Here is a 26,869-nt window from a genome sequence, read left to right on the forward strand (position 1 = left end):
GTCACGAGGGGTACGGGAGCCACGAGGGCGGTGCCGTGTCCGGCATGCGGCTGAGGCGGGCCGCGGGCCGGCTGCGCGGCTGGGGCGGTGTGAGCGCGATGGCCGTCGCCTGTGCGGTGACGGCCGCGGTCGTGCTGCTGCCGCTGGCCCACGCGACGCCCGACACCGGCGGGCCGGCGGTCCGCAAGCCGGCCTCGATGGCGGTGGCCCCGGCCGCGCCGTGGGCCCTGACCGACACCTGCCAGGACCCGGAGGCGAGCCTGCGCCCGTCCGACGTGGACGGGGCGGCCATCGCGCGGATCAAGGCGGCGGGCAAGCTCGTCGCCGGCGTCGACCAGAACAGCTTCCGCTGGGGCTACCGCAACCAGACCGCGGAGGGCAGCCGTCTCGACGGCTTCGACATCGACCTGGTCAAAGCCATCGCCCGGGACATCCTGGGCGACGAGAACGCGGTGATCTACCGGGCCATCCCGACCAGTCAGCGCGTCCCGGCCCTCCAGGAGGGCCGTGTCGACATCGTCGTGCGGACCATGACCATCAACTGCAAGCGGCTGGAGGACGTCGCCTTCTCGACGGCCTACTTCGAGGCGGGGCAGCAGGTGCTGGCCCCCAAGGGTTCGGCGATCACCGGGTACGACACCTCGCTGAAGGACAAGCGGATCTGCTTCGCGGCCGGTTCCACGGCGGAGGCGGCGCTGAAGTCGCAGTCGTACGGTTCGGTCCCGGTCACCGTGGCCAACCAGCTGGACTGCCTGGTGCGGCTCCAGCTGGGCGAGGTCGACGGCATCATCACGGACAACGCCCTCGCGGCCGGGCAGGCCGCGCAGGACCCCTCGGTGCAGCTGGTGGGCTCGCCCTTCACCCGGGAGTTCTACGGGGTGGCGATGAACAAGGACGCCTCGGACCTGGTCCGCCGGGTCAACAAGGTGCTGGAGAACTACCGCGCGGGCGGCAATGACAGCCCCTGGATGAAGGCGTACCTCAAGCACCTCCAGCCCGTGCTGCCCGGTGTGTCCGCGCCGCCCGCCCCCAAGTACCGGGACGGCTGAGGCCGGTGCCGGTTTCGGGCACGGGACCGGGCGCGGGCCCGGACACGGAGCGCGCGGAACACGCGGAGAGGGACACGGAGGCGGCAGCGGAAGCGGAGGCACAGTCGGTGGAGGCGGGTTCGGCAGTGATGGACCGGGACGGCGTCGACCGCGCCCTGGCCAGGCTGGGCGCGGAGCACGAGGCCGTCGAGACCTCGCTGCTCGCCCTCCAGGACCACGCGGGGCGCCGGCTGCTGGAGGGGGCCGCGCTGACCGGGATCACCAAGGACCGGTGGGCGGCCGCCGACGCGGACATCACCCGGCTGTGGACGTATTTCGACGCCTACAGCGGGGCCCTGACGGCCGCCCGGGAGGTCCGGGAACGGCGCCGCTGGCCGAACCGCGACGATCTGATCGAGCTGACGGAGCGGCTGCGCGGGCCCGGGGTGCTGATCGCCGGGGCGGCGGCGGAGGGGGTCGCGCTGGCGGAGCGGCTCTCGCTCGCCGAGCTGGTGGCGCGGATGAACGATCTGTACGCGCGTTCGCTGGACGTGGTGGTCGCCGCGGATGCGGTGTGGTCGGCGCTGCCGGCTCGGATCGACCTGCTGGCGGCCGAGCTGCACCGCACCCGCTCGCTGGCCCACTCGGTGGGGGTGCGCCCGGGTGAGCACCCTTCGGGCGACGACCTGGAGGACATCACGGCCGAGCTGACGCAGCTGCGGGCGCAGGTGATCGCGGACCCGCTGGCGTTCTGGCTGCCGGCGGCGGGGAGCGCGGCGCCGGGCGGTGGCCGTCCGGACACCGGGCGCTACGACCGGGCGGCGCTCGCGCTGGAGGACGTACGCCGGGAGGTCGAGGCGGTGCTGGACGTGCGGCAGGACGCCGAGCAGCGGCTGATCAGCCTGCGGGACGTGCTCTCGCGGGCGGATCGGACGCTGGCGGAGGCGCGGACGGCGCGCGGCGAGGTGCTGGCGAAGATCGCCGCGTCCGAGGTGCCGGCGGTGAGCGGCCCGCCGACGGTGCTGCAGGAGCAGCTGGCGGCGGCGGCCGAGCACCGGCGCCAGTCGCGCTGGCACCGGCTCTCGCCGCTGCTGGAATCGCTGGAGGTGCGGGCCGAGGAGGAACTGCGACGGGCCCGTGAATCGTTGACAGCGGTGACGGCGCCACTGGCGGTGCGGGCCGAGCTGCGGGGGCGGCTCGACGCGTACAAGGCGAAGGTGGCCCGCCACGGAATGGCGGAGGATCCGGTGCTGGTCGAGCGGTACGACGCGGCCCGCCGGATGCTGTGGAGCGCGCCCTGTGACCTGCGGGCCGCCGAGCAGGCCGTCCTGCGCTATCAGCAGGCGGCGGCGGAATCGCTTGTGCCGCAGCAGGCGAGGCACGAAGATCATCGACCCGAGCAGTTCCGGCCGGAGGGGCCGGGGAAGGAGGACGCATGAGTCTGGTCGGAACCGCGTGCGTTCGCCCCGGCTGCCCGGGGACGTACGAGGACATGGGCGGCGGCGAGCTGTACTGCGACACGTGCGGGCTGGCGCCGATCGGCTCGGTCGCGGCGGGTGCGGACGAGCTGGTGTCGCCCCCGACGGGGATGACGAGCGCGGCCCGGGGTTCGCTGGGGTCCGGCGGGTCCCGGGGGTCTCGTGGGTCGATGGGGTCGCAGGGCTCCCACGGCTCGGCGCGGTCCTCGGCCTCGGCCCGCTCCTCCCGGTCCTCCTCCTCCCGTCGCTCGGTGTCGGGGCGGCTGTCGCGGTCCCTTCCGGGGACGGCGTCCACCCGGTCGGTGTCGGTGCGCAGTTCGGGCTCGGCCGCTTCCTCGGGGCGCAGCCGGCTGGGAGCCGGGCTGGTCAACGTTCCGGAGGTGCCGCGTCCGGATCCTTCGGCGGCGGTCCTGGAGAACCCGGAGGTGCCGGAGCGCAAGCGGTTCTGCTCGCGCTCGGACTGCGGGGCCCCGGTGGGCCGCTCCCGCGGGGACCGGCCGGGCCGGACGGAAGGGTTCTGCACGAAGTGCGGGCACCCGTACTCCTTCGTGCCCAAGCTGAACTCGGGCGATGTGGTGCGCGGCCAGTACGAGGTGGCGGGCTGCCTCGCGCACGGCGGTCTCGGCTGGGTGTACCTGGCGGTGGACCGGGCGGTCGCGGACCGGTGGGTGGTCCTGAAGGGCCTGCTCGACACGGGCGACCAGGACGCGATGGAGGCCGCGATATCGGAGCGGCGCTTCCTCGCGGAGATCGAGCACTCGAACATCGTGCGGATCTACAACTTCGTGGAGCACCTGGACCAGCGGACCGGTTCGCTGGACGGGTACATCGTCATGGAGTACGTCGGCGGCAAGTCGCTGAAGGAGATCGCGAACGAGCGGCGGCGGCCGGACGGGCGGCGCGATCCGCTGCCGGTGGAGCAGGCGTGCGCGTACGGGATCGAGGCACTGGAGGCGCTGGGCCACCTGCACAGCAGGAACCTCCTGTACTGCGACTTCAAGGTCGACAACGCGATCCAGCAGCAGGACCAGCTGAAGCTGATCGACATGGGCGCGGTGCGCCGGATGGACGACGAGGAGTCGGCCATCTACGGCACGGTGGGCTACCAGGCGCCGGAGGTCGCGGAGCTGGGCCCGTCGGTCGCCTCCGACCTCTACACGGTGGCGCGGACGCTGGCGGTCCTGACCTTCGACTTCCAGGGCTACACCAACGTGTTCGTGGATTCGCTGCCGGACCCCGAGCACATCGAGGTGTTCAGACGGTACGAGTCCTTCTACCGGCTGCTCGTCCGGGCGACCGACCCCGATCCGGGGCGGCGGTTCTCCTCCGCGCAGGAGATGGCGGACCAGCTGACGGGCGTGCTGCGCGAGGTGGTCGCGCTCCAGACCGGCCGGCCTCGGCCGCAGCTGTCGACCCTCTTCGGCCCGGAACTGCGCGTTCCGGACACGCAGCTGTTCGCCGACGCGCCGGGCACGGTCGCGTCCCGGCTGGGCCACCGCCCGGTCGCCTCCCGGCGGGGTGGCGGGCTGCTCGGGGCGCTCGGCCGCGGCCCGGCCCGTCCCGCGGGAACGCACGCGCCGGGCGGCGCGGCGGCCCCGCCCACCGCGGTTTCCGGCGCGTGGGGGCCCGCGCACAGCGGGACGGCCCTGCCCGCGGGCAGCCTGGCCGGTGCGCCCGGGCTGCCGGGCACCCCGCCGGGCGGGACGCCCCTGCCCGGCGCGGCGCACGCGCTCGGGACCACCGCCACGCACGTGGCGGGTGCGGCCGTGCCCCGGGCCCGGCAGGCGCCGGGCCCCGGTCCCGTACCGGCTCCGGTGTCCCCGGCCGCTCCCACCGCGGCGGCGCCCCCGGCGGGAACGACCACCCTCGACGCCCGCGACACCGCGCTGGCGCTGCCCGTGCCGCTGGTGGACGCGGCCGATCCGAACGCCGGTTTCCTGACGGGTCTGCTGGCCTCCGCGCCGGGCGACCTGCTGGGCGCACTGGCCGCGGCGCCCGCAGACTCGGCCGAGCTGCGGCTGCGCGAGCTGCGGGCCCGGCTGGAGCTGGGCGAGCTGTCCTCGGCCGGGCACACCCTGCTCGAGCTGGAGGCCCGGCATCCGGACGACTGGCGGGTGGTGTGGGCCCGTGGCATCGCCTCGCTGGCCACCGGTGACAACGAGATCGCGGCCCTGTCCTTCGACGCGATCTACGACGCCTTCCCGGGCGAGCCCGCGCCGAAGCTGGCCCTCGGGCTGTGCGCGGAGGTGCTGGGCCAGCTGGACAACGCCGCCGAGTACTACCGGCTCGTGTGGATCACCGACCCGGGATTCGTGAGCGCGGCCTTCGGGCTGGCCCGGGTCCAGCTGGCCGCCGGTGACCGGGACGCGGCCGTGCGGACGCTGGAGTCCGTCCCGGAGGCGTCCATCCACTACACCGCCGCCCGGGTGGCGGCGGTACGCGCACGTCTGCACGACCGGTCCCCGCAGGAGGCGCTGCTGGCCGACCTGGCGGCGGCAGCCGACCAGGTGGAGGCCCTGCGGCGGTTCGGGCTGGACCCGGAGCGGCAGGAGCGGCTCGCGACGGAGGTTCTGGGCTCGGCCCTGGACTGGGTACTGTCGGGTAGCCGGGGTTCCGACCCCGGTCGGACCTCGCTGCTCGGCAGTCAACTGGACGAGCGGGGCCTGCGCTTCGGACTGGAGCGCTCGTACCGCGTCCTCGCACGGCTGGCGCGGCGTGGCGAGGAGAGGATCGAACTGGTGGAGCGGGCAAACCGTTTCCGTCCCCGGACGTGGGTGTGAGTGATGTCGATGCATCGGCTGTCGGGCTGCCCCAGCTGCGCGGAACCCCTGGAGGAGGGTGACCGTTTCTGCGGCGTCTGCGGCTACGCCGTGACCGCTCCTCCCCCGGCTGCGTCCGCGGACCATCCGACCATGCCCATCCCACCGGCTCCACCGGCCCCGTCGGTCGCCCCCGCGGGCGGCTACGGCACCCCGGCGACTCCCGGCGCGCACCACGACGGCGCCGCCGAACCGGCGCCCGGCTGGGGCAGCGTGGCCGCGGCCGCGCCGACACTGGTCGACGAGCCGGCCGGCTGGAGCGCCGCCGCGCAGGAGCCCGGGCTGCTGCCGCAGCCGAGCCCGGCCGAGGCCGCGTACGGGAGCCCGGACCGGGCCGAGGCCGCGTACGGGAGCCCGGGCCACGAGGGCCCGTACGGCACCGGCACGCCCCCGGAGGGGACGGCGTGGGGCACGGGCGAAGCCCCGTACGAGACGGCCCCGTACGAGAACGTGCCGCAGCCCGGCGCGGCGGCCGGCGGCAAGACCTGCGTCGCCTGCCGGGCCGGACACGTGGACACCGACGGGTACTGCGAGCACTGCGGGCACGCGCAGCCCCGGGAGCGGGACCACCTCGAAGAGGAGCTCGGGAGCGTCGCCGCGGTCAGTGACCGGGGGCTGCGCCACCACCGCAACGAGGACTCCTTCGCCGTGGCGGCCACCGCCCTGCCCGACGGATCCGCCGCCACCGTGGCCATCGTCTGCGACGGCGTCTCCTCCGCGAGCCGCCCCGACGAGGCCTCGGCCGCCGCGGCCGGAGCCGCCAACGAGGCGCTGCTGGAGGCGCTGCCGCGCGGAGCCCACCCGCAGGAGGCCATGCACGAGGCGATCCTGGCCGCCGCCGCCGCGGTGAACGCCCTGGCCCCGGAGACCCCGGGCGCGCAGAACGCCCCCGCCTGCACCTTGGTGGGCGCGGTCGTCAGCGGCGGCCTGCTGACCATCGGCTGGGTGGGCGACAGCCGTGCGTACTGGGTGCCCGACGACCGTGCCGCGCTGCCGCGCCGGCTCACCGAGGACGACTCGTGGGCCGCGCAGATGGTCGCCGCCGGTCTGATGGGCGAGGCCGAGGCCTACGCGGACGTCCGCGCGCACGCCATCACCGGCTGGCTGGGCGCCGACGCGTACGACCTCGAACCGCACACCGCGACCTTCAAGCCCGACCACCCCGGGGTGGTGGTGGTCTGCACCGACGGACTGTGGAACTACGCGGAGTCCGCACGGGAGATGGCCCAGGTGCTGCCCGCCGACGCCGCGACCCGCCCGCTGCACAGCGCGCAGGTCCTCGTGGGACACGCCCTCGACGGCGGCGGCCACGACAACGTCACGGTGGCGGTGGTGCCGTTCGCCACGCACCCCGAGCAGCAACCGGGACCCGATGCGGAGCCGGGCCCGGCAGCACGACCGGAACCGGAAGCGCGCCCGCAGGTCTGACCCGCCTGCCCGAGCACCCTAGGAGTCCCACCGATGGCGAATTTCGCCAAACCGAGCGCCCCGCGCTTCGCCGTGGAGGTGTACCAGAACGAGTTCCTCCCCGAGGGCGGGCGGGACGTCCATGCCATCGTCACCGTCACCGCCAGCGGTGGCGCCGCCGCCACCCGGACGGCGGCCGCCGACGGCACGGCCGCCGTCGTGATCATGGTCGACTGCTCGGGGTCCATGGAGTACCCGGCGGAGAAGATGCGGGGCGCCCGCGAGGCCACGGCGGCGGCCGTCGACACCCTGCGCGACGGCACCGCCTTCGCCGTGATCGCCGGTACGCACGTGGCCAAGGAGGTCTACCCGGGCCAGGGCCGCCTCGCCGTGGCCGACCCGACGACCCGGGCCCAGGCCAAGGAGGCCCTGCGCGGGCTCAGTTCCGGCGGCGGCACCGCCATCGGAACCTGGCTGCGCCTCGCCGACGGCCTGCTGCGCGGCTCGACGGCCGTCATCCGGCACGGGATCCTGCTCACCGACGGCCGCAACGAGCACGAGGAGCCGGCGGTGCTCCGGGCCACCCTCGACGCCTGCGCGGGCCGCTTCACCTGCGACGCCCGCGGGGTGGGCACCGACTGGGAGGTGAAGGAGGTCACGGGCATCGCGAGCGCGCTGCTCGGCTCCGCCGACATCGTGGCCGACCCGGCGCACCTCACCGAGGACTTCACGCGCATGATGGAGAACGTCATGGGCAAGGAGGTCGCGGACGTCGCCCTGCGCCTGTGGACCCCGGTCGGCGCGGAGATCCAGTACGTGAAGCAGGTCGCACCCACCGTGCAGGACCTGACCGAGCGCCGCGTCGCGGCCGGCCCGCGCGCGGGCGACTATCCGACCGGCTCGTGGGGCGACGAGTCCCGCGAGTACCACGTGTGCGTGCGCGTCCCGGGCGCCGCCGTCGGCCAGGAGATGCTCGCCGCCCGCGCGACGCTCGTCCTGCCGGGAGCGGCGGGCGGGTCCGAGACCGTTCTCGCCCAGGGCCTGGTGCGCGCGGTGTGGACGACCGATCTGGCCGCGTCCACCGCCATCAGCCCTCAGGTCGCCCACTACACCGGGCAGGCGGAGCTGGCGCAGGCTATCCAACAGGGTCTGGAAGCCCGCAAACTGGGCGATGTCGATGGGGCCACGGCCAAACTGGGACGCGCCGTACAACTGGCGAGTGCCTCCGGCAACGCCGACACAGCCAGACTCCTGGCGAAGGTGGTGGATGTCGTGGACGCCGTGGCGGGTACTGTGCGGCTGAAAGCCAGGGTCGCCGATGCCGACGAGATGACTCTTGAAACGCGATCGACGCAGACCGTCCGAGTGAAGAAGTCCTGAGACCTGACGTGAAGACGCAGGGAGAAGAAGGGGGAAGCGCCGCCATGCCGACCTGCCCGAACGGGCACCAGTCCGCCTCCGACGACTGGTGCGAGGTCTGCGGCCACCGCATGGGTGCCCCGGAGGGGCCTCCCGCGGTGCCCTCCTACGGCTACGGTTTCCCCCCGACCGCCGGTGAACCGACCGCCCAGGCCGAGCTCTGCCCGCAGTGCCGGACCCCGCGCGAGGCCATGGCCCCCTTCTGCGAGGAGTGCCGGTACAACTTCCTGACCCGTTCGGCGACCTCGTACGCGCCGCCGGCGCCGGACGCGGGCCCGCAGCCGACCGGTGCGGGCTCCGTTCCCGGTCCCGGCCCGGGTCCCGGTCCCGGCCCCGGTGGCACGCCTCCGCCGCCCGTGCCCGCTCCCGGGAACTACTCCCAGGACCACTTCGAGTACCAGGGCTCGCGGCCGTCCCGGGTCAACCGGCCGGCCGAGCCGCTCCAGCGCGAGGACGACTGGCTGCTGCCGCCGCCCGCGCACGAGCAGCCGCGGGAGTACCAGCAGCCCGCGCAGCCCCAGTACCAGCAGCAGCCCCCGCCGCCTCCGCAGCGGGAGTACCAGCAGGAGTACCAGCAGCAGGCCCCGGCGCAGCAGCAGTACCAGCAGCAGCCTCCGCCTCAGCAGCACCAGCCGTTCCCGCCTCAGGGCGGCGCCTGGTCCGCGACGATCGGCCCCGACCGCTCGTACTTCATGGCGATGATGCAGCGCAGCGGCCCCGAGGCGGCGGGGCTCAACCTGCCCGCCTACTCCCCGGAGCAGCACCTTCCGCTCTCCGGCGGGCAGATCACCATCGGCCGCCGCCGCGCCTCCACGGGCGAGTCCCCCGACATCGACCTGTCGGTGCCCCCGGAGGACCCGGGCGTCTCCCACCAGCACGCGGTCCTCGTCCAGCAGCCCGACCTCAGCTGGGCGGTGGTGGACCAGAACTCCACCAACGGCACCACCATCAACGGCGGCGAGGAGCCGATCCAGCCCTACGTCCCGGTCCCGCTCACCGACGGCGACCGCGTCCACGTGGGCGCCTGGACCACGATCACCATCCGCCGCGGCTGATCACGCCTCCCCCAGGGGCCATACGTAGGGCCCCTGGGGATCGTCGAGCCATGACCACTGGCCCTCCGGGCTGACCGAGACGCCGAAGCGCTCGCGGGCCGGACGGCCCTCGCTGCGCCACAGGTCCAGGGCCTCGCGCGGGTGCAGTACGCCCGCCGTCAGCACGAGCATGAACTGGAACCGCTCGTTCTCCACCAGCTCGTACGGGAGCCCGTACGCCACCCCGCCCGGCTCGAGCGACGCGGAGGCCGTCGCTCCGCGCAGCGGGACGAAGTACGCCGAGGTGTGCAGGAAGCGGCCCTCCGCGAAACCGGCGTCCCGCACCGTGAGCGCGATCAGCCCGGTCGACAGCGGGGCCAGGATCCGAGCGCCCGGCCGGCACTGGCCGAGCCAGGCGTACGGGATCAGCGGCAGGGTGCAGGTCACCATGATCCGGTCGAACGGGGCCCGGGAGGGGCAGCCGCGCGCGCCGTCCCCGGTGACCACCGCCGGATGGTAGCCGAGCCGGGCCAGGTGCGCCCGCGCGGAATCGGTGATCTCCTCGTCCAGGTCCACGGTGGTGACGTGCTCCTCGCCGAGCCGGTGGCAGAGCAGGGCCGCGTTGTAGCCGGTGCCCGCTCCGACCTCCAGGACGTCGTCGCCGTCGCGCACGTCGAGGGCGTGCAGCATCTTCGCCATCAGGGAGGGCTGGCTGCTGGAGGAGACCAGCCGGCCGTCGCGCAGCCGGGTCGCCAGCGGGGTGTCGACGTAGACCCCGCGCAGCCAGCGGGCCCGGCGCTCGGGGTCGGGGTCCTCGGCCCAGAGCCGCTCGTGGCCGGCGCCGCGGCCGGTCCAGAAGTAGGGGACGAAGACGTGCCGGGGCACGGCGGCGAACGCCGCCCGCCACAGCGGATCCTCCAGCACCCCGGCAGCGGTCAGCTCCCGCACCTGGGCGGCGTGCGCGGTCTCCCGCAGATCGCGCGTCTCGGTGCGTGCGGTGTGTGCGCCCATGCCTCCACTGTCCTGCGCACGGCCTTCGCGTGCGAACGCGCGGCGCCGGCCGGCCCCCGCCGGCCCCCCGTCGGCCCCCCGTCGGCCCCCGTCGAAGAGTCCTAGGACCCCGGTCCTCCGTCCGGGTGTCTGAGACGATGGTCGGGTGAATGAGATTCCGCGGGGCACGGTTCAGGAGCAGACCTTTTACGAGCAGGTGGGCGGCGAGGACACCTTCCGCCGCCTCGTCCGGCGCTTCTACGAGGGGGTCGCGGAGGACCCGCTGCTGCGCCCGATGTACCCGGAGGAGGACCTGGGCCCCGCCGAGGAACGGTTCACGCTGTTCCTGATGCAGTACTGGGGCGGGCCGACCACCTACAGCCAGCACCGCGGGCACCCGCGCCTGCGGATGCGGCACGCGCCGTTCCAGGTGGACGCGGCGGCGCACGACGCCTGGCTGAAGCACATGCGGGTCGCGCTGGACGAGCTGGGCCTGGCGCCGGAGCACGAGGCGCAGCTGTGGAAGTACCTGACGTACGCCGCCGCCTCGATGATCAACACGGCGGGTTAGGGCCCGTCCTCGGGGTCAGACCGGACGGACCTGGAGGGCGCCCAGGCCGCCGGTGACGCCGGGGCGGCGGGTGGCGACGGAGCCGTACGGGGTCCGCAGCCGCAGCCAGGTCCCGGCGGCGAGCAGCGCCACGGGGTCGGGGGCGGCGGACACGGGGGCGGCGGAGGCGGGCACGGCGGCGCGTACCGGCCGCAGGAAGCCCAGGGACTGCGCGGCGTGGACGACGCGCAGCGGGAGTTCGGTGTCGCCGAGGGTGCGGGACCAGATCTCGCGGCCGATGCGGTCGCGCTCGGACCGGGTCCGGTGCTGCACGGGCAGGGCCTCGTCGCGGGCGCGGAACTCGGCGACGGCCGCCGCCACGGCCTCGCCCATCTCCCGGGGGCCGGGCAGCCCCGGCAGCTGCCGCCAGCCGCCGCGGGGCGGGAGCACCCCGGTCCAGGGCGGTCCGGTGACCGGCCCGGGCACGGTGGCCGCGGCCGAGGCCTCGTCCACGGACTCCAGGAGCTCGCCGGCGGACACGGTCAGGTCGAGGGGGGTGGTGACGGGCGCGGCGAGCCGCACCGTACGGATGGCCAGGACCTCGAAGGACGGTGGCCGTCCGAACACGCCGAGCGCACCGCCGCCCGCCTGGAGGCGGACGGCGGCGGCGCGGTCGTAGTGCACCAGCCGGCCCAGGAAGGCGGCGAGGTCCGCCGCCTCCCCGGAGTCGGCGAAGCGCAACTGCTCGTTCATGCCGCGAGGCGTCCTTCCCGGCCGCCGCCGGCAGCGGAAGCAGAGGCGGACGCGGTCGCGGGCTCGTCGAGGTACTCCTCCAGGAAGCGCCTCTCCTCGGCCGTGATGCGGCGGGGCCGCCCCGCGGCGAGGTCGTAGGGCACGACCACGGTCTCGGCGCGCACGTAGACCGTCTCGGGCGCGTCCTCGGTCGCCTCGTCCTTGACCTCGTAGCGGATGGTCAGGGACGCGGCGCCTATCCGGGTCACCCAGGACTCGATGAGGACCGGCTCGTGACGGTGCACGAGGGGCAGCTTGTAGTCGATCTCGTGGCGGGCCACGACGGAGCCGCCCGTGAAGGATTCGCTGCCCTCCCCCGGGGCGAGGCGGAACATGAAGTCGATCCGCGCCTCCTCCAGATAACGGAGGAAGACGACGTTGTTGACGTGCCCGAAAGCATCCATGTCCGCCCAGCGCAGGGGGCACCGGTAGTGGTGTCTGGCCATGACGGCTACCTCAGCCTCGGGTGAGCTTCTTGTAGGTGGCACGGTGCGGGCGGGTGGCGTCCGCACCGAGACGCTCGACCTTGTTCTTCTCGTACGACTCGAAGTTGCCCTCGAACCAGTACCACTTGGACTCGCCCTCGTACGCCAGGATGTGCGTGGCGACCCGGTCGAGGAACCAGCGGTCGTGGGAGATGACCACGGCCGCACCGGGGAATTCGAGGAGCGCGTTCTCGAGCGAGGACAGGGTCTCGACGTCGAGGTCGTTGGTGGGCTCGTCGAGGAGCAGCAGGTTGCCGCCCTCCTTGAGCGTCAGCGCCAGGTTGAGGCGGTTGCGCTCACCACCGGAGAGGACGCCGGCCGGCTTCTGCTGGTCCGGGCCCTTGAAGCCGAAGGCGCTGACGTACGCGCGGGACGGCATCTCGACCTGGCCCACGTTGATGTAGTCCAGCTCGTCCGACACGACCGCCCAGAGGGTCTTCTTGGGGTCGATGTTGGCGCGGCTCTGGTCGACGTACGAGATCTTGACGGTCTCGCCGACCTTGATGGCGCCGGAGTCCGGCGTCTCCAGGCCCTGGATCATCTTGAAGAGCGTGGTCTTGCCGGCGCCGTTGGGGCCGATGATGCCCACGATGCCGTTGCGCGGCAGGGTGAAGGACAGGTCGTCGATCAGCACCTTGTCGCCGAAGGCCTTGGAGAGGTTGTTGACCTCGACGACGATGGAACCGAGGCGCGGGCCCGGCGGGATCTGGATCTCCTCGAAGTCCAGCTTCCGCATCTTGTCCGCCTCGGCCGCCATCTCCTCGTAGCGGGCCAGACGGGCCTTGGACTTGGTCTGACGCCCCTTGGCGTTGGACCGCACCCACTCCAGCTCTTCCTTGAGGCGCTTCTGGCGCTTCTCGTCCTTGCGGCCCTCGACCTTGAGACGGGTGGCCTTCTTCTCCAGGTAGGTGGAGTAGTTGCCCTCGTACGGGTGCGCGCGGCCGCGGTCGAGCTCGAGGATCCACTCGGCGACGTTGTTGAGGAAGTAACGGTCGTGGGTCACGGCCACGACGGCGCCCTTGTACTGGGAGAGGTGCTGCTCCAGCCAGTTCACCGACTCGGCGTCGAGGTGGTTGGTGGGCTCGTCGAGGAGGAGCAGGTCCGGGGCCTCGATCAGCAGCTTGCAGAGCGCGACGCGGCGCTTCTCGCCACCGGAGAGGTTGGTGACGGGCCAGTCGCCGGGCGGGCAGCCCAGGGCGTCCATGGCCTGCTCCAGCTGGGCGTCGAGGTCCCAGGCGTTGGCGTGGTCCAGGTCCTCCTGGAGCTTGCCCATCTCGTCCATGAGCGCGTCGGTGTAGTCGGTCGCCATGAGCTCGGCGACCTCGTTGAAGCGCTTGAGCTTGCCCATGATCTCGGCGGCGCCGTCCTGGACGTTCTCCAGGACGGTCTTCGACTCGTCGAGCTTGGGCTCCTGCATGAGGATGCCGACGGTGAAGCCGGGCGTGATGAAGGCATCGCCGTTGGACGGCTGCTCCAGGCCCGCCATGATCTTCAGAACGGTGGACTTACCGGCACCGTTCGGGCCGACCACACCGATCTTCGCGCCGGGCAGGAAGTTCAGGGTGACGTCATCAAGAATCACCTTGTCGCCGTGCGCCTTGCGCGTCTTGCGCATGGTGTAGATGAACTCAGCCAAGAGAAACCGTCCGGCAGATCGATGGTGGGCAGATACACCCCATCTTGCCAGGCGTCCATACCCCGGGGGAAACGCGTATGGCCCGGGCCCCTGAGCCGGGGCCCGGCCGGGGAGGGCCGGTCTCACGCTGTGGTCACCGTCGGTCGTCGTCGGTAGCCGCCGGCGGCCGCGGCTCCCGCGTGGACAGGGGAGCCGCGGGCCTGAAAGGTCCGCCGGTCAGGCGATTTCCCGGCGCTCGGGCGCCTTCCGCGTCCTCACCCCGCCGAGGATGAGCGCCAGCCCCACGGCGACGACGCCGAGGTAAGCGGCGGACGGAAGGTCGACGACCTTGTGCATCCAGCCCCACTCCGTGCCGAAGAAGGTCTGCGAGGCGAAGCTGACGAGCCCCTGGGCTCCTATGACGTAGCCGATGCTTTCGACGGTGTATCCGATGGTTGTTCGCACGGATCAACCCTCCCGCGGCGGCGGCGCAGGGTCGTCCTCCGCAGGGCCGAAAACACGGTAGGCCGAAGGATGCAGTCTGCAATCGCTTGTGGAGCGGGGAGAGGGTCCGGTCACGGGCCGACCGCCGGCGGTCGGCCCGTGAGGGGGATCAGTGGGGGCGGTAGACCGTGAGGGCTTCCGGCAGCTCGTCGAGGACCAGGGCGGTGGGGGCTTCGGCGTATTCGCCGTCGTAGGCGAGCGGGGTGCCCGGGGGGATGTCGCCGATGCGGAGGCTGCGCAGGCGGGTGGCGGTGTGGACCGGGGAGCGGCTCAGGGGGCCCGCGAGGGCGGCGGCCAGCAGGCGGGGGCCGGGGCGGCCACCGCCGTAGACGATCCGGAGGTCGAGCAGGCCCTCGCCGAGGCTGTCGCGGCGGCGGGGGGTGGGGCCGGTGCCGTGGTAGGTGCCGTTGCCCGCGAAGAGGAGCCACACGCTCCGGGGCCGCCCGGCGAGCCTCAGCCGTACGGGCCGCTGGGCGCGCAGCACCCGCCAGGCCGCCAGCAGGGCGGCGGGGCCGCCGCCGATGCGCGGGCCCCAGCGCAGCCGGTGGCCCAGCAGCTCCGGGTAGGCGCCGATGCTGAAGTTGTTCAGGAAGTAGCCGGGCTCCGCTGCCGGGCCTTCCCCGGGGCCGGGGGAGAAGCGGCCCACGCCGACGCGGACGGCGTGCCCGTCGGCCAGGGCGCGGCAGGTGTCCTCGCTCCCGCCGAGGCCGAGGTCCATCGCGAAGTGGTTGAGGGTGCCGCCGGGGAACACGGCCAGCGGTACCCCGGCGCGCAGGGCGGCGGTGGCGGCCGCGTTGACCGTGCCGTCGCCCCCGCAGACCCCGAGCACGGCGGCGCGCCCGGCCGCCGCCGTCAGGGCGGGGACCAGTTCCTCGCCCGCGCACTCGATCACCTCGGCCTTGGGGAGCCGGGTGCGCAGGAGGTCGAGCCCCGCGTCGGCGGCCGTTCCCGACCCGGTGTTGACCACCACGGTCAGCCCGGCCCCGTCGGGCAGCGCGGGCGCCCCGGCGGCCTTCCGTTCGTCGCCCGGCACGACCCGGGCCTCCTGTACGTCCCGCGCGAGGCGGCGTACGACTCCGGCGGCGGCCACCCCGAGCGCCGCGCCCGCGACCACGTCGGAGGGGTAGTGCACGCCGGTGTAGACGCGGGAGAAGGCCACGGACGCGGCCACCGGAGCCAGCGCCGCCGCCCAGCCCGGGGACTCCAGCGCCAGCCCGGCGGTGAAGGCGAACGCCGATGCCGAGTGCCCGGACGGGAAGGAGGTGGTCTGCGGCTGCGTCGCCAGCTGCCGCACGGCGGGCACCCCGTCCAGCAGCGGCCGCGGCCGGCGCACGGACCACTTGCCGACGGTGTTGATGGTCGCGGAGGCCAGCGCGAGCGAGGCGACCGCGCGCCCGGCCGCCTTGCGGCCCTTGGCCGAGCCGAAGACGGCGATCGCCGCGGCGGCCCCGCCCCACAGCACGCCGTGGTTCGCGGCGCGCCCGAGCCGGGGCAGCACCCGGTCGGCCCCGGGCCAGTGCCGCCGGGCCACCGCGTCGAACAACTGCCGGTCCCATCGGGCGACGGCACCCTGCCAGGTCAGTTCCTGATCAACCATCCCCAGCCCCTACCCGGGCCGGCGGATCCGAATCGGTCCCGGCGGCCACCCGGCCCAACGGACCCGGACGGCCCCGACGGGCACCTTCGGCGGCCCGAGGGGGCTACGCCCCGTCCTCCTCGTCCAGCGGGCGCTTGCGCAGCAGCAGGACCACCAGGCCGCCCAGGACCACCAGGCCCACCGCCAGGGAGGCGATGACCGGAGTCGCCGCCGAGCTGCCGCTGGTCGCCAGCCGCTCCTCGTCCGGGGAGGTCGTCGCGACGGCCGCCGACGGCGCGCCCAGCGCCACCGCATCCGAGCCGGTGGCCGTGCCCGCCTCGGCCACCGGGGCCGGCGGCCAGAGCGCCGTGGCCGTGGCGGCGGCCGCGGACTCGCTGGAGCCCGCCACGATCTGCGCCTGCGCGGGCACCTCGCCGGTGAAGACCCGCCCGACCGGCACCTTGGTCGCACCGTGGACGGTGACCGAGGCCGTGCCGTCGGGGGTGCCCGCGGGCACCTCGAAGTACAGCCGGCTCCCGTTGACGGCGGAGTCCACGGGCGCCCCCTCGGCGTCCACGACCCGCACCCCCATCGCGACGGCCGCCGCGTCCGGGACGACCGACACGCTCCGCGCCCCGGTCCGCACGGTCACCGGGCCGAGCCGGGTGCCGACCGGCCCCGACACGTCGCCGGGGTCCAGCCCCAGCGAGGCCGGCGGCTCCGGCAGCTGCCCGGCCGCCCGCTGGAGGTAGTCGGCCAGCTTCTCCGCCGCCGGGTCGGCCGCCTCGACCTGCACCCCGTCCGCCAGCCGCCAGATCGCCACCTGGGTCCCGGCCGCCGCGCTCTCCGCGGTGAGCGCCCCGGCACCGGCCGCCTTGGCGAGCCCGGCCAGGTCGTTCAGCTGCGGGTAGGAGTGCTCCAGGACCCAGCGGATCCGGCCCGCCTCCCGGTTGCCCGCGAGCGGGCTGCCGCCCCAGCCGCTCTCGGTGTACCGGGACTGCGGCTGGGCGTTGCCCGCCACGCCGACCCCGTACGTCTGGAGCATCCCGCCGCCGTCGACCCGCATCTCGTACAGCCCGGCCGGGATCTGTCGGACCGATCCGTCCCCGGAGCGCAGGACCGCCTGCCCGTACGTCTTGAGTCCGTCCAGCACGGCGCTCGCGCCCTCCGGCGCCCGGGGCGCCACCGGGTCGGAGTCGGCGGCGGCCCGGGCGGCGGGTGCGGTGGCGAGGGCCGCGGCCAGCAGGGCCACCGCCAGCGGCCGGCGCGCGGAGCCCCGTACCGCGGCGGGAGGTTCGAGCGGAGCGGGCACGGCGGCGGAGCCGGGTACGGAGCCGGCATCGGCGCGAGGCGCGGCGCCGGCAGCGGGTTCAGGAGCGGAGGATGCGGGAACGGCAATCGACACAGTCTTCCCCTTCGGGCCAAAGACCCAGGTGCCCGTGAGTACCGGGGAATCCTAACCGCCTCGAACACTCAGACCACCGCCACCTTCTGAGTGGCCATCAGCGGGGTGTCGGTTCGCACCACGCGCCGGAAGGCCGCCGTGCCGCGGTTCAGGTCGTGCCCGATGGCGGTCGCGTCGATCTCCGCGGACACCCACCGCTTGCCGTCCCCGTCGGGCGGGTCCTCCCGCACGCGCAGCCGCCCGTGCACCACCAGCGGTTCGCCGACCGATACGGAACCGGCGAGATTGACGGCGAGCACGCGCCGCGCCCACACCGTGTAGAAGCTGGTGGCCCCGTCCGTCCAGGCCTCCTTGCGCCGGTCGAAGTACCTCGGCGTCACCGCGAAGCGGAAGCGCGCCGACGGACCGTTCACCGTCTCCTTGTAGTCCACCTGCGTGGCCACGCAGCCCACCAGCGTCACCTGGGTGTCGTTCATCCCGGCCGCCCTCCCCCGTCGTCCGTGCCCGTGCGGTCCATCCGTACGAGCTACGAACCATGCTGGGGCAGGCCGCGGATCCCCGCTCCGGCCTGTGGATTACTGGCGGGTTGTGGACAACCGGCTCCCCCCTGCGGCCACCGTGGCGTACTGCTCCCGCACCTCCCGGTAGCGCAGCAGCTCCGCCGCCACCGGTTCCAGCACCCGGGCCCGCCCGCATCCGGCCGCCGCCTGCCGCAGCCTGCGCTCCGCGTCCTGCCCGTACCGGCGCGCCGGGCCCCGGGCGGCGATCGAGCAGGCCCATTCCACGAGGGGCCCGCCGATGATGCCCGCCACCATCAGCAGCACCGGCGGCAGCAGCTTCGGCTCCAGGACCCCGACGATCTGCCCGACCAGCCACAGCCCGCCGTAGATCTGCACGAGCGTCATGGCCGCCTGGCCCAGCACGGCGGCCGGCCACCACGTGGGCCGCGGCGGTTTGACGCTGGGCACCGCGACCGCCGCCCCGAGCGTCACCGCGATCTCGTCGAGTGCCTCCGGGAGCCGGTCGGCGCCGCGCACGGCGGTCTCCCGGACGGCCTGGGCCCACGGGTCGGGCAGGCCGGCCACCGCCTCGTCGGCGACCACCCGTACGGCCTGTTCCACCCGCTGACGCGCGGTCACCTCCTCCTCGACCGGCGCCGGCGCGACCGTCTGCCCGCGGCTGCCGATCGCCGCCAGCGCGGCCAGACCCGCCAGGGAGCGCGGGGCGCGCCGGCTCTCGTACCACCGCCACAGCCGCAGCCACGGCGTCCCGCAGGCCTTGCCCGCGTTGCGCCGCCAGGCGCGCTCGGCGGCGAGCCCGGCCGCGTACGCCCCGACGGCCTCGGCGAGGCGGTCCTCGAACTCGGCGCGCGCCGCCTCGCCGATCTCCGGCCCGGAGTGCCCGTCGGCGACGTAGAGCGGCCGCAGGCGCACCGCCGCGCGGTCGACGTCGGCGGAGATCCGCCGGGTGGCGGCGCCCCGCTCCTGGGTGAACTGTCCGAGGAGTTCGCGCAGTTCCCCGACGCCCTCCCCGGTCAGTGCGGAGAGCCCGAGGACCGTGGCGCCGGGCTCGCCGTGCTCGCCGAGCGCGATGCCGTCGTCGTCGAGGAGCCGGCGCAGGTCGTCCAGTACGAGGTCGGCGGCCTCGCCGGGCAGCCGGTCCACCTGGTTCAGCACGACGAAGGTCACCTCCGCGTGCCCGGCCAGCGGCCGCAGGTACCGCTCGTGCAGGACGGCGTCCGCGTACTTCTCCGGGTCCACCACCCACACCACGGCGTCGACCAGGGCCAGGACGCGGTCCACGTGGTCCCGGTGCGCGCCGACCGCCGAGTCCAGGTCGGGCAGGTCGACGAGGACCATCCCGCGCAGGGCCTCCGCCTCCGAGGTCTCGCGGGGGCGGCGGCGCAGCCGTCCCGGGATCTCCAGGCGGTCCAGCAGTCCGGCGGCCCCGTCCGACCAGCTGCACGCGATGGGCGCCGCGGTGGTCGGGCGGCGCAGCCCGGTCTCGGAGATCTGCACCCCGGCGAGTGAATTGAAGAGTGTGGACTTGCCGCTTCCGGTGGCTCCGGCGATGGCGACGACCGTGTGCTGCGGGGAGAGTCCGCGACGCGCCGCCGCCTCGTCGAGGACCCGCCCGGCCTCGGCGAGGGTCTTGCCGTCGAGCCTGGTCCGGGACAGCCCGACGAGCTGGCGCAGCGCGTCGAGGCGCAGGCGCAGGGCCTGCGCCTCGGGGCTGAGCGGGGGCGCGGGCGACTTGCCGCCGTCGCTGCCGGCGCCGGAGACGGCCCGTACGAGCGCGTCGTCGTCGATGTCCCCCTCGCCGGACCCGTTGGTTCCGTCGGGTCCGTCGGCCCCGTCCTCCTCGATCCCGCCAGCGGCCCGGGGGCGCGAGCGCGCGATGAGTCCGTCGTCCCAGCGGTCGTCGGTGCGGTCGGTCAGGGCGGTCACCGCGTCACCTCTCCTTCTGCAGTACGGACAGCGCGGCGATCAGCTCGGCCTGTGGTTCCGGGCTCACTTCGAGCGCTTCGAGCGGGGCGAGCCGGCGGTCGCGCTCGGCGCGCAGCACCTGGTCGAGGTGGTCGCCGACGAGTTCGCCGCCCCTGTCGCGCAGCCGCAGGGCGGCCTGGGCGCCGATGCGTTCGGCGAGCTTCTCCCCCGCGGGCCGGGCCCGTTTGCCGCCGAGCAGGGCGGCGACGAGCAGGGCCGCGACGCCGTCGGGGTCGGGTGCGGGCTGCTTGTCGAGCTTGGCGACCTCTTCCTCGGCGAGTTCCTCCAGGACGCGCCGCCAGCGCCGTACGGCCATGCCGATACGTTCCCCCGCTTCCCGGTCGGGCGCGGGCAGGGTCACCGCGCCGGCGGCGGGCTCGCGCCGCCAGGCCTCGGCGATCCGCTCGTCGGCGGCGGCGACGGCGCACTGGAGGAGTGCGGCGAGGGACTCTGCGAGGGAGTCGAGGAGTTCGTCGGCGCTCGTGTCGAGGGGGTAGCCGCGCCACCGGGTCAGCGCGTCCCCGGCCAGGACGGCGCCGTGGTCGAGCCGGCCCCGGACCCTTTTGCCCTCGCGCCGGTACGCGTCCTCGACGGCCGAGGTCAGCCGTACGGCGGCGGCGTGCTGGGCGGCGACGGCGGAGGCGAGTTCCGGCATGCGCCGGCTGAGGGAGTCCAGCGCGCCGAGCGCGGTCCGCCCGACGGCGTACTGCCGGGCGGCCGGGTCCTGGGCGTGGTGGGCGAGCCAGGCGTACAGCGGGGCGACGGCGCTGGCCGGCAGCAGCCCGCCCCCGCCCGCCGATTCGGGCAGTTCCGGGACGGTGAAGCGCGGCACCTCGCCCAGCCCGGCCTTGGTGAGCAGGGCCCCGTACTGCCGGGAGACCTCGGCGAGCACCTGGTGCGGGACCCGGTCGAGGACGGTGATGAGGGTGGCCTTGTACTGCTTGGCGGTGCGCAGCAGGTGCCAGGGGACGGCGTCGGCGTACCGCGAGGCGGTGGTGACCATCACCCAGACGTCGGCGGCGCAGATGAGTTCGGCGGCGAGCGTCCGGTTCTCGACCACGAGGGAGTCGATGTCGGGGGCGTCGAGGATGGCGAGTCCGCGGGGCAGGCTGGAGACGGTCTCGATGCGCATCTCGCGGGTGGCGTGGGTGTTGCCGTGGCCGCGGTCGCGGGGTCGGGCCCGTGACATGGCCGAGGGGCGCTCCTCCTCTTCGTGGGGCACCCAGACGCGCATCAGGTCGGGCAGCACGCGCATTCCGGCGAACCAGTGATGGTCGTCCGGATGGCAGACGAGCACCGGCGTGCGCGTGGTCGGGCGCAGCACTCCGGCTTCGCTGACCTGCCGTCCGACGAGGGAGTTGACGAGGGTGGACTTACCGGCCCCGGTGGACCCGCCGACGACGGCGAGCATCGGCGCCTCGGGCGCCTTCAGCCGGGGTACGAGGTAGTCGTCGAGCTGCGCGAGCAGCTCGGCTCTGGTCTGGCGGGCGCGCGGGGCGCCGGGCAGGGGCAGCGGCAGACGCACGGACGCGACCCGGTCGCGCAGGGCGGACAGGGCATCGAGCAGCTGAGGCCGAACATCCAAGGTCACCACATGCGAAGAATGCCCAATTTAGGACCATTTTTGAAGCTTATACGTCCTCTGCGCGCCGACCGCGACTCCAGTGGGACATTCTGGGCACGACGGACGAGTGGGGCGCAGGCATAACGAGTGCACAACACCAAGGGCGCCGCGGCGCAAAAGCGATGCGAGAATCGCACCTGCCTGCGATTATCGGGACCGCTTCACGGAACCTCCACATCGTGGCCCGCGAGTGAAGCAACCGGGACAAGGCGGCCGGAGCCCTATCCTTGACCCGGCACGGACCACAGTCCCACTCCCACCAGGGGCTCCAGGCCCACCACGGCCACCTTCCGGCCCCCGTAGCTCAGTGGATAGAGCAGGTGCCTTCTAAGCACTTGGCCGCAGGTTCGAGTCCTGCCGGGGGCACACTCGTGAAGACCCTCCCGCGGGAGGGTCTTTCTGCTGTTCAGAGGCGGTTTCCCGCGGGTGTCGCAGACACCGGATGCACCCCCTCGGCGGCCGTGAGGGGGTCCAGCGGTGTCCGGCTGATACCGGGTTTTAGCGGGTGGCTGCGGAGAATACGCGGAGAAGAAGTCAAGCCCCTGGAGTGCCCGGATCCGGCAGCTCCCCTGCCCTCTCGAACCGCTGCTTGAGGTCGTCCAGCTGCCCGTTGATGCACCGCGCGTACGTGGCCAGGAGCACGGGGACGCTATTGCCCGCCCACTCGGCAGCGTCCGCAGGGGGGACGCCGGCGTTCAGCCAGTTGGTCAGGCAGGTGTGCCGGAGGTCGTAAACGCGGCGGGCGAGAGGTGACTCGAATTCGTGGGGTTCGAGGACCTCCTTTCGGGCCCGCCGCCACGCCCGCCGAATGACGGAACCAGCCAGGAGCCCCCCGCTCTCCCCCTGGATCAGGAGATCCCCGGGCCGCAGTCTCTCCCTCTCGATATGGGCGCGGAGGATCCGTGTGAGGGCAGGGCGGCAGGGCACCGTGCGCATATCGTCAGCGGCTCGCCCATTCAGGCCCCGACGCTCCCGGACTTCACCGGTGTCAGTCCACTGCTTTCCCACCTCCGGCTGAGCCGTGTGGATCAACAGTTCACCCCATTGATCACCGGCGGCACTGCTGGGCAGGCGGACGTCCGCCACCTTGAGCGCCACGACTTCCTCAGGCCGGGCCCCGGCGTAGTACATCGTGGAGAAGAAGGCGTGCAGCCGCCGGCCGCCCCTCGGCCGCGCGTAGATCCAGGCGAGGAGCGCGGCGGCCTGCTCCTTGTTGAGGAGCGACCGCTTGTCAACGGCAGAGGAGGTCTTCGCCGCCGCGGTGCCCTTGCCCTTGGGCAGCAGGTTCTCCCGTAGCACCTTCTTCTTGATGGCGTGCTCGATCAGGACGTTAAGGACACGCTTGTTCCGCCTGACCGAGCTGGGTGCTGCCGCACTGCCGTCGAGTTTCGTCCCGGCGGCGCGTAGCAGCCCTTCCACGGTGCCCTCGTCCTCCCAGGACGCCATCGTGAGGCTGTTGCGCTCCACCCACCGCAGGATCACGACGACCTCCGGTGGGGCCTCGGCGCGTCGGCTGGTGTTGAACGCGTACTCACGCAGGGCCCGACGGACGTCCACACCATCGAACATCGTCGGCTTGGAGCGGAGCAGGGCCACCGTGACGGGCGTGAGCGCCTTTGCCACGTTCCGCCGGTTGTTCGCGGACGTCCGCTCCCAGAGCTGGTCCACGAACTGAAGGGCGAAGTCGTACCACTTCACGCTGGCCGCGCCGGATTGGTAGGAAACAGGAAGACCCGTGGAAAGGCTGAACGCCTCCCCCTTGCGAGCCGCGGTCACGAGACCCGAGCGGAAAGACTCCGCGAGAGGCCCCGTTGCGAACGGCTTCCTCCACTCCCTTCCCTCCAACTCCCAACGGACGGTGTGGGTGGTCTTCTTCTTCCCCTCGTACACCGAGGTCTTCCACAGCTTCACGTCGTAGGTCGTATCCATCAGGCAGCGTCCCGCGCTCGTTCAGCCAGATTTCAAGGTCGGTGCGGCGGACACGGAGGTCACCGTTCGGCAGCTTCACGCAGCGGGGGCCCGCCGCTTCTGGCGCCAGTCGTAGAAGGTGGAGCGGGAAACACCGAGTTCGTCGCACACCTCGGGAACCGTGAGCATCACCCGGGACTTGGGCGCGGCGGGCATGAGGGTCCCTTCTCGGGGGAGGCGACGTACACATGAGTTGCAGGCAGGGATTGGGGCTGCACGGGCCCCCATCTGTCCGAGGTTCAGATTTCTGCGTCACCGCGTCGCCTGTGTCATTTTCCTGTCTGACCTGCGGTTTTCGGTGACGTAGTGGGTGGTGGTGTGTCATCTGCCTGTGCCACCCGTCTCGCCGGGTGACACCGGCAGACGACGGGGGTGACGCATGATGACGCAGCCGTGGGCCGTCTGCGTCACCGGTGTAGCCACAGGGCAGACGCATCGTGGACCCCACGCCAGGGCCGGCAGGACGCGGCGGCGGCTTCCGGGTCCTCTACGACGCCGGTTACGAGATCGACCACATGAAGGAACGCATCTTCGCTCGCGTCCCCACGGCCGACGAGGTCAAGCTCCTCAAGCTGCCCGCCGGCGATCCGGTAGTCGAGTTGCACCGTACGACCTTCACCGCAGACGGGACGGTCGTCGAGTTCGCCATCGGGGTGCACGCTGCGTCGAGGTTCGCCTGGGAGTATGAGTTCACGGTCCCCGACTCGGCCGAAGGCGGCGAACAGCTGTGATCTCTGAGCAGGCGTGGGCGGACGCGGAACTCATCTGGGAGTTCCACCAGATGCACCACGAGCCGCGCCCCTGCTCAGTCGCGGTCGGCCTCGGCACCACGACCTCGGCGTGGCCGACACGACGGTCGACCTGTACCAGCGCGGCATGGCGCCCCTGATCGTGTTCACGGGCGCCACGAGCCCAACGACCCGCGCGCGGATGCCGCGCGGGGAGGCGGTGCACTACCGCGAGCGGGCGTTGGAGCTTGGCGTCCCGCCTGAGGACGTCCTCGTGGAGCCCAACGCCCGCAACACCGGCGAGAACATCCGACTCACCCGAGCCCTGCTGGAGGACGCCGGCCGCCCCATCGAATCCGTACTGCTGATCAGCAAGCCGTACGAAGAGCGGCGCGCGTACGCCACAGCGCGGAAGCTCTGGCCGGAGGTAGAGGTCATCAGCGCATCCACCCCAATGACGTTCAAGGAGTACGTCGATTCCATCGGCGACCCGAAGCTCGTCATCGACATGCTCGTCGGCGCCCTCCAGCGCCTCCAGCTCTACCCCGATCAGGGCTTCATGGTTCAACTGCCTATGCCGGCCCCGGTGCTCGCCGCCTATCAGCGCCTGCTTGACGAGGGCTTCACCAGCAGGCTCGTCGCTGCTCCCACGCGATAATCAGCTGCGCCGAAAGTTGCCCTACTTGATCAAGTGCACTCGCCGCGCACGCGCAGCGCGTGCGGCCGCCGTCCGGGCCGTCGCTCCTGTCTTCGACCCGCTCCGGCCCGGCCGTCGGCCGCACGCCTGACAGCTCGGGTTGATGGGTGGTGAACCCGCTGTGGCTCGGGCGGTCGGCTCCACGGCTTTAGCCCCCAGGTCAGGGACCTCGTCGAGCCAGGCCAGGGGCCACTCGATCACGTTGCGGTCAGGCTCAAGAGCTGACCGAGTTGCCGGCAAGCGTACGGCCTCCTGATCATGCTCGACCCCAGACTGGGCAAGCCACCGGCCAAACCCGCTCCGCTCAACGGACTTGCGGCGGGACAGAAACGATTCACACTACGGGAGCGTCGCTATTCAGGACAAACGGCTAGCACCACTTCAAGATTGAGTGGTAAACAGGACCCAGCGGTTCCAGCGGTAGCGGTAGGTCCTTGGGGGATTCGTTGATTAAAGAGATTAGGTTCGCTAACTTCAAGGCGTTTGAGAACTTCACGATGACGTTCAAGGACGCTTCCCTGTTGGTCGGTCCTAACAGTGCCGGCAAGAGCACGATTCTGACTGCGCTCCGACTTGCGGAGGCGTGCCTGAAGCTCGCGAAAAGAACGCGCCCCAGTTCGAGTGACTTGCACGCTGGATCCTACTACCTGTCGTACCCCGTTCCTACGCGCGATTTTGCCGCTCTGAACGAAAGTGTGCGCCATAACTTTCGCGATGACGAAACGATGGTGGAGCTTTCGTGGCGGAACGGCTCTAGGATGCGAATTGTCTGGCCCGAGCGGAGTCCCTATGAAGATGAACCCAACCCGTTCTTCTATCTTCTTGACGCCCAGGGCAAGCCGCCCAGACTGCCCGCATCCGTGAAAACGATTTTTTCGACAATCGGCGTAATTCCTACACTCTCACCGCTTGAGCACGAAGAGCCGATCCTGGAAAGAGAAACGGTTCGCAAAAATCTCTCAACCCGTCTTAGCAGTCGGCATTTCAGGAATCAAATGAGACTCCTTGACCAGGCAGGCGAATGGGAGAGTTTTATCGATTTCGCTACACCTTGGCTGGCTGGTATCGAGTTGAGGAGGCCGGTAAGCAGGTACGACACCTCAAGTATTGACGTCTTCTTCACGGAGGTCGGCAATAGCTCGGAAAAGGAGATTGTGTGGGCAGGTGACGGGGTGCAGATTTGGTTGCAGCTACTGCTGCACATCCATCGCTCCGTGGACTTGCCGACGCTCGTCCTCGACGAGCCGGAGGTGTTCCTTCATGCGGATCTCCAAAGGCGACTGGTGCGGCTGCTGGAATCTCTAGATGCTCAGATCATCCTGGCGACGCATTCCACCGAAGTCCTTACCGAAGCAGATCCTGACTCTATTGTCTGGGTTGATAAGACCCGACGTAGGGCAGTGAGGGCACCTAAAGAGTCCAATCTTGATGGCCTGAACGCCGCCCTCGGAAGCTCTTTTAATTTGGCCATGGCGAAAGCTCTCCGAGCGCGTGGTGTGATTTTCGTTGAAGGGAAAGACGTCAGGACCCTTAAGCGACTGTCCAAGAGTCTGGACCTAGGGAGAATATCGGAAGATGTATCCCTCGCCGTTGTGCCCATGAATGGGTACTCCAGATGGGAGCACGCCGAGGCGTTCGGATGGTTTCTCCGGGACTTCCTAGGGAGCGCGGTAAAGGCTCTCGTTTTGCTGGATCGCGACTACCGCACGGACGCTCAAGTTGCGGAAGTCATCAAGCGTTTCGAAGGCGTGGATATGCACGCTCACGTATGGAAGAAGAAGGAACTTGAAAGTTATCTGATCATTCCGGAGGTAATTGCTCGACTCGCCAAGTGTTCGGTTGGAGAGGTGGAAGAGATCATCGAGAACGCTATGGCAGGAATGCGAAATAAAGTCATGTCGCGGATCCTGGCAGAGAGAGTGGTGGCCGAGAAATCGACAGGGCGGAGTGTGGCCACTATTAACGAAGACGGATTGAACGACCTGACCAAGAGCTGGGAGAGGGTCGAATTTCGCTATTCGATCTGCCCGCCCAAAGAGGTCATGTCCGCGGTAAATAGAGAATTGCAGAGCCGGGGATACAAAGCCGTGGCGTTCGATTCGATCTCCAAGTATGCAGGGGTGGATGAAATTCATCCTGAAATGGTGGCCCTTCTAAAGAAGGTCGAGCGTCTAGCCGACTAATCTTTGAACCGTGGGACCCGCCGCCACAGGTCAAGGCCAGCGCGCGTGTCGTGCCGGTATGCGATCGCAGGGATGTTCCCC

19 protein-coding genes, 1 tRNA gene and 3 pseudogenes are annotated in these 26,869 nt (G+C 72.0%); 11 read left to right on the top strand and 12 right to left on the bottom strand.

Going from position 1 to position 26,869, the window contains the following annotated elements:
* The first annotated feature begins 44 nt into the window (after positions 1-44).
* From AB0D29_RS07770 to AB0D29_RS07795, 6 genes are all read left to right on the top strand, one after another.
* The gene (locus tag AB0D29_RS07770) at positions 45-1,049 is read left to right on the top strand and encodes a glutamate ABC transporter substrate-binding protein (RefSeq protein WP_362852814.1); all 1,005 of its coding nucleotides are present in this window, start codon (positions 45-47) and stop codon (positions 1,047-1,049) included.
* A gap of 128 nt (positions 1,050-1,177) precedes the next feature.
* Positions 1,178-2,467 (top strand): hypothetical protein, encoded by a 1,290-nt coding sequence (locus AB0D29_RS07775; RefSeq protein ID WP_362852815.1) that lies wholly within the window; start codon positions 1,178-1,180, stop codon positions 2,465-2,467.
* On the top strand, positions 2,464-5,286 hold the full coding sequence (locus AB0D29_RS07780) for a tetratricopeptide repeat protein (RefSeq protein WP_362852657.1): 2,823 nt from the start codon (positions 2,464-2,466) through the stop codon (positions 5,284-5,286). The genes AB0D29_RS07775 and AB0D29_RS07780 overlap by 4 nt, the downstream gene beginning before the upstream one ends.
* 3 nt (positions 5,287-5,289) lie before the next feature.
* Positions 5,290-6,753 (top strand): protein phosphatase 2C domain-containing protein, encoded by a 1,464-nt coding sequence (locus AB0D29_RS07785; protein WP_362852658.1) that lies wholly within the window; start codon positions 5,290-5,292, stop codon positions 6,751-6,753.
* Positions 6,754-6,786: 33 nt separating this feature from the next.
* Positions 6,787-8,112: a VWA domain-containing protein gene (locus AB0D29_RS07790; protein WP_362852659.1), complete on the top strand. Its 1,326-nt coding sequence runs from the start codon at positions 6,787-6,789 to the stop codon at positions 8,110-8,112.
* Positions 8,113-8,156: 44 nt separating this feature from the next.
* Complete coding sequence (locus AB0D29_RS07795; RefSeq protein WP_362852660.1) at positions 8,157-9,206, top strand: FHA domain-containing protein; 1,050 nt, start codon at positions 8,157-8,159, stop codon at positions 9,204-9,206.
* Here AB0D29_RS07795 and AB0D29_RS07800 read toward each other — a convergent pair whose 3' ends face one another.
* Positions 9,207-10,196 (bottom strand): methyltransferase domain-containing protein, encoded by a 990-nt coding sequence (locus AB0D29_RS07800; RefSeq protein WP_362852661.1) that lies wholly within the window; start codon positions 10,194-10,196, stop codon positions 9,207-9,209.
* A 145-nt stretch (positions 10,197-10,341) separates the two neighbouring features.
* Between AB0D29_RS07800 and AB0D29_RS07805 the strand changes: the two genes are divergently transcribed.
* Positions 10,342-10,746, top strand: a complete 405-nt coding sequence (locus AB0D29_RS07805; protein WP_362852662.1) for a globin — start codon at positions 10,342-10,344, stop codon at positions 10,744-10,746.
* 15 nt (positions 10,747-10,761) lie between these two features.
* On the opposite strand, the gene AB0D29_RS07810 is transcribed toward AB0D29_RS07805, so the two are convergent.
* From AB0D29_RS07810 to AB0D29_RS07850, 9 genes are all read right to left on the bottom strand, one after another.
* Positions 10,762-11,478 (bottom strand): hypothetical protein, encoded by a 717-nt coding sequence (locus AB0D29_RS07810; RefSeq protein WP_362852663.1) that lies wholly within the window; start codon positions 11,476-11,478, stop codon positions 10,762-10,764.
* A complete protein-coding gene (locus AB0D29_RS07815) occupies positions 11,475-11,963 on the bottom strand; it encodes a thioesterase family protein (RefSeq protein WP_362852664.1) in 489 nt (162 codons plus the stop codon). The genes AB0D29_RS07810 and AB0D29_RS07815 overlap by 4 nt, the downstream gene beginning before the upstream one ends.
* A 10-nt stretch (positions 11,964-11,973) precedes the next feature.
* Positions 11,974-13,638 carry an energy-dependent translational throttle protein EttA gene (gene ettA / locus AB0D29_RS07820; protein WP_362852665.1) on the bottom strand — a complete coding sequence of 555 codons (1,665 nt, stop codon included), beginning with the start codon at positions 13,636-13,638 and terminating at the stop codon, positions 11,974-11,976.
* Positions 13,639-13,854: 216 nt separating this feature from the next.
* Positions 13,855-14,082: a hypothetical protein gene (locus AB0D29_RS07825; protein ID WP_362852666.1), complete on the bottom strand. Its 228-nt coding sequence runs from the start codon at positions 14,080-14,082 to the stop codon at positions 13,855-13,857.
* A 148-nt stretch (positions 14,083-14,230) separates the two neighbouring features.
* The gene (locus AB0D29_RS07830) at positions 14,231-15,718 is read right to left on the bottom strand and encodes a phosphatase PAP2 family protein (RefSeq protein ID WP_362852667.1); all 1,488 of its coding nucleotides are present in this window, start codon (positions 15,716-15,718) and stop codon (positions 14,231-14,233) included.
* A gap of 103 nt (positions 15,719-15,821) precedes the next feature.
* Positions 15,822-17,102 (bottom strand): thioester domain-containing protein, encoded by a 1,281-nt coding sequence (locus AB0D29_RS07835; protein ID WP_362852668.1) that lies wholly within the window; start codon positions 17,100-17,102, stop codon positions 15,822-15,824.
* A gap of 68 nt (positions 17,103-17,170) precedes the next feature.
* Positions 17,171-17,578, bottom strand: coding sequence for a single-stranded DNA-binding protein (locus AB0D29_RS07840; protein ID WP_362852669.1), 408 nt, complete (start codon positions 17,576-17,578; stop codon positions 17,171-17,173).
* Between the two features lie 99 nt (positions 17,579-17,677).
* The gene (locus AB0D29_RS07845; RefSeq protein ID WP_362852670.1) at positions 17,678-19,549 is read right to left on the bottom strand and encodes a GTPase; all 1,872 of its coding nucleotides are present in this window, start codon (positions 19,547-19,549) and stop codon (positions 17,678-17,680) included.
* 4 nt (positions 19,550-19,553) lie between these two features.
* Entirely contained in the window at positions 19,554-21,173 is a 1,620-nt protein-coding gene (locus AB0D29_RS07850; protein WP_362852671.1) for a dynamin family protein, read from the bottom strand.
* Between the two features lie 332 nt (positions 21,174-21,505).
* On the opposite strand from AB0D29_RS07850, the gene AB0D29_RS07855 reads away from it, so the two are divergent.
* Positions 21,506-21,578, top strand: a tRNA-Arg gene (locus tag AB0D29_RS07855).
* A 168-nt stretch (positions 21,579-21,746) separates the two neighbouring features.
* Here AB0D29_RS07855 and AB0D29_RS07860 read toward each other — a convergent pair.
* Complete coding sequence (locus AB0D29_RS07860; RefSeq protein WP_362852672.1) at positions 21,747-23,141, bottom strand: site-specific integrase; 1,395 nt, start codon at positions 23,139-23,141, stop codon at positions 21,747-21,749.
* 13 nt (positions 23,142-23,154) lie between these two features.
* Positions 23,155-23,336, bottom strand: a pseudogene (locus tag AB0D29_RS07865) (helix-turn-helix domain-containing protein); the annotation flags it as partial.
* Positions 23,337-23,602: 266 nt separating this feature from the next.
* Here AB0D29_RS07865 and AB0D29_RS07870 point away from each other — a divergent pair.
* The 3 genes and pseudogenes from AB0D29_RS07870 to AB0D29_RS07880 all read left to right on the top strand — a co-directional run.
* Positions 23,603-23,911 (top strand): annotated as a pseudogene (locus AB0D29_RS07870) (UTRA domain-containing protein); the annotation flags it as partial.
* Positions 23,908-24,566 (top strand): annotated as a pseudogene (locus tag AB0D29_RS07875) (YdcF family protein). The pseudogenes AB0D29_RS07870 and AB0D29_RS07875, both read left to right, overlap by 4 nt.
* A gap of 485 nt (positions 24,567-25,051) precedes the next feature.
* Entirely contained in the window at positions 25,052-26,788 is a 1,737-nt protein-coding gene (locus AB0D29_RS07880; protein WP_362852816.1) for an AAA family ATPase, read from the top strand.
* The last annotated feature ends 81 nt before the right edge of the window (positions 26,789-26,869 follow it).

It is taken from the genome of Streptomyces sp. NPDC048424, assembly GCF_040651555.1.
In the GTDB taxonomy this organism is placed as follows: Bacteria; Actinomycetota; Actinomycetes; order Streptomycetales; family Streptomycetaceae; genus Streptomyces.

Excerpts from the sequence above, each read along its gene's own strand:
- AB0D29_RS07770 (WP_362852814.1), top strand. The coding sequence starts at position 45 with ATGCGGCTGAGGCGGGCCGCGGGCCGGCTGCGCGGCTGGGGCGGTGTG.
- AB0D29_RS07775 (WP_362852815.1), top strand. The coding sequence starts at position 1,178 with ATGGACCGGGACGGCGTCGACCGCGCCCTGGCCAGGCTGGGCGCGGAG.
- AB0D29_RS07780 (WP_362852657.1), top strand. The coding sequence starts at position 2,464 with ATGAGTCTGGTCGGAACCGCGTGCGTTCGCCCCGGCTGCCCGGGGACG.
- AB0D29_RS07785 (WP_362852658.1), top strand. The coding sequence starts at position 5,290 with ATGTCGATGCATCGGCTGTCGGGCTGCCCCAGCTGCGCGGAACCCCTG.
- AB0D29_RS07790 (WP_362852659.1), top strand. The coding sequence starts at position 6,787 with ATGGCGAATTTCGCCAAACCGAGCGCCCCGCGCTTCGCCGTGGAGGTG.
- AB0D29_RS07795 (WP_362852660.1), top strand. The coding sequence starts at position 8,157 with ATGCCGACCTGCCCGAACGGGCACCAGTCCGCCTCCGACGACTGGTGC.
- AB0D29_RS07800 (WP_362852661.1), bottom strand. The coding sequence starts at position 10,196 with ATGGGCGCACACACCGCACGCACCGAGACGCGCGATCTGCGGGAGACC.
- AB0D29_RS07810 (WP_362852663.1), bottom strand. The coding sequence starts at position 11,478 with ATGAACGAGCAGTTGCGCTTCGCCGACTCCGGGGAGGCGGCGGACCTC.
- AB0D29_RS07815 (WP_362852664.1), bottom strand. The coding sequence starts at position 11,963 with ATGGCCAGACACCACTACCGGTGCCCCCTGCGCTGGGCGGACATGGAT.
- AB0D29_RS07830 (WP_362852667.1), bottom strand. The coding sequence starts at position 15,718 with ATGGTTGATCAGGAACTGACCTGGCAGGGTGCCGTCGCCCGATGGGAC.
- AB0D29_RS07840 (WP_362852669.1), bottom strand. The coding sequence starts at position 17,578 with ATGAACGACACCCAGGTGACGCTGGTGGGCTGCGTGGCCACGCAGGTG.
- AB0D29_RS07860 (WP_362852672.1), bottom strand. The coding sequence starts at position 23,141 with ATGGATACGACCTACGACGTGAAGCTGTGGAAGACCTCGGTGTACGAG.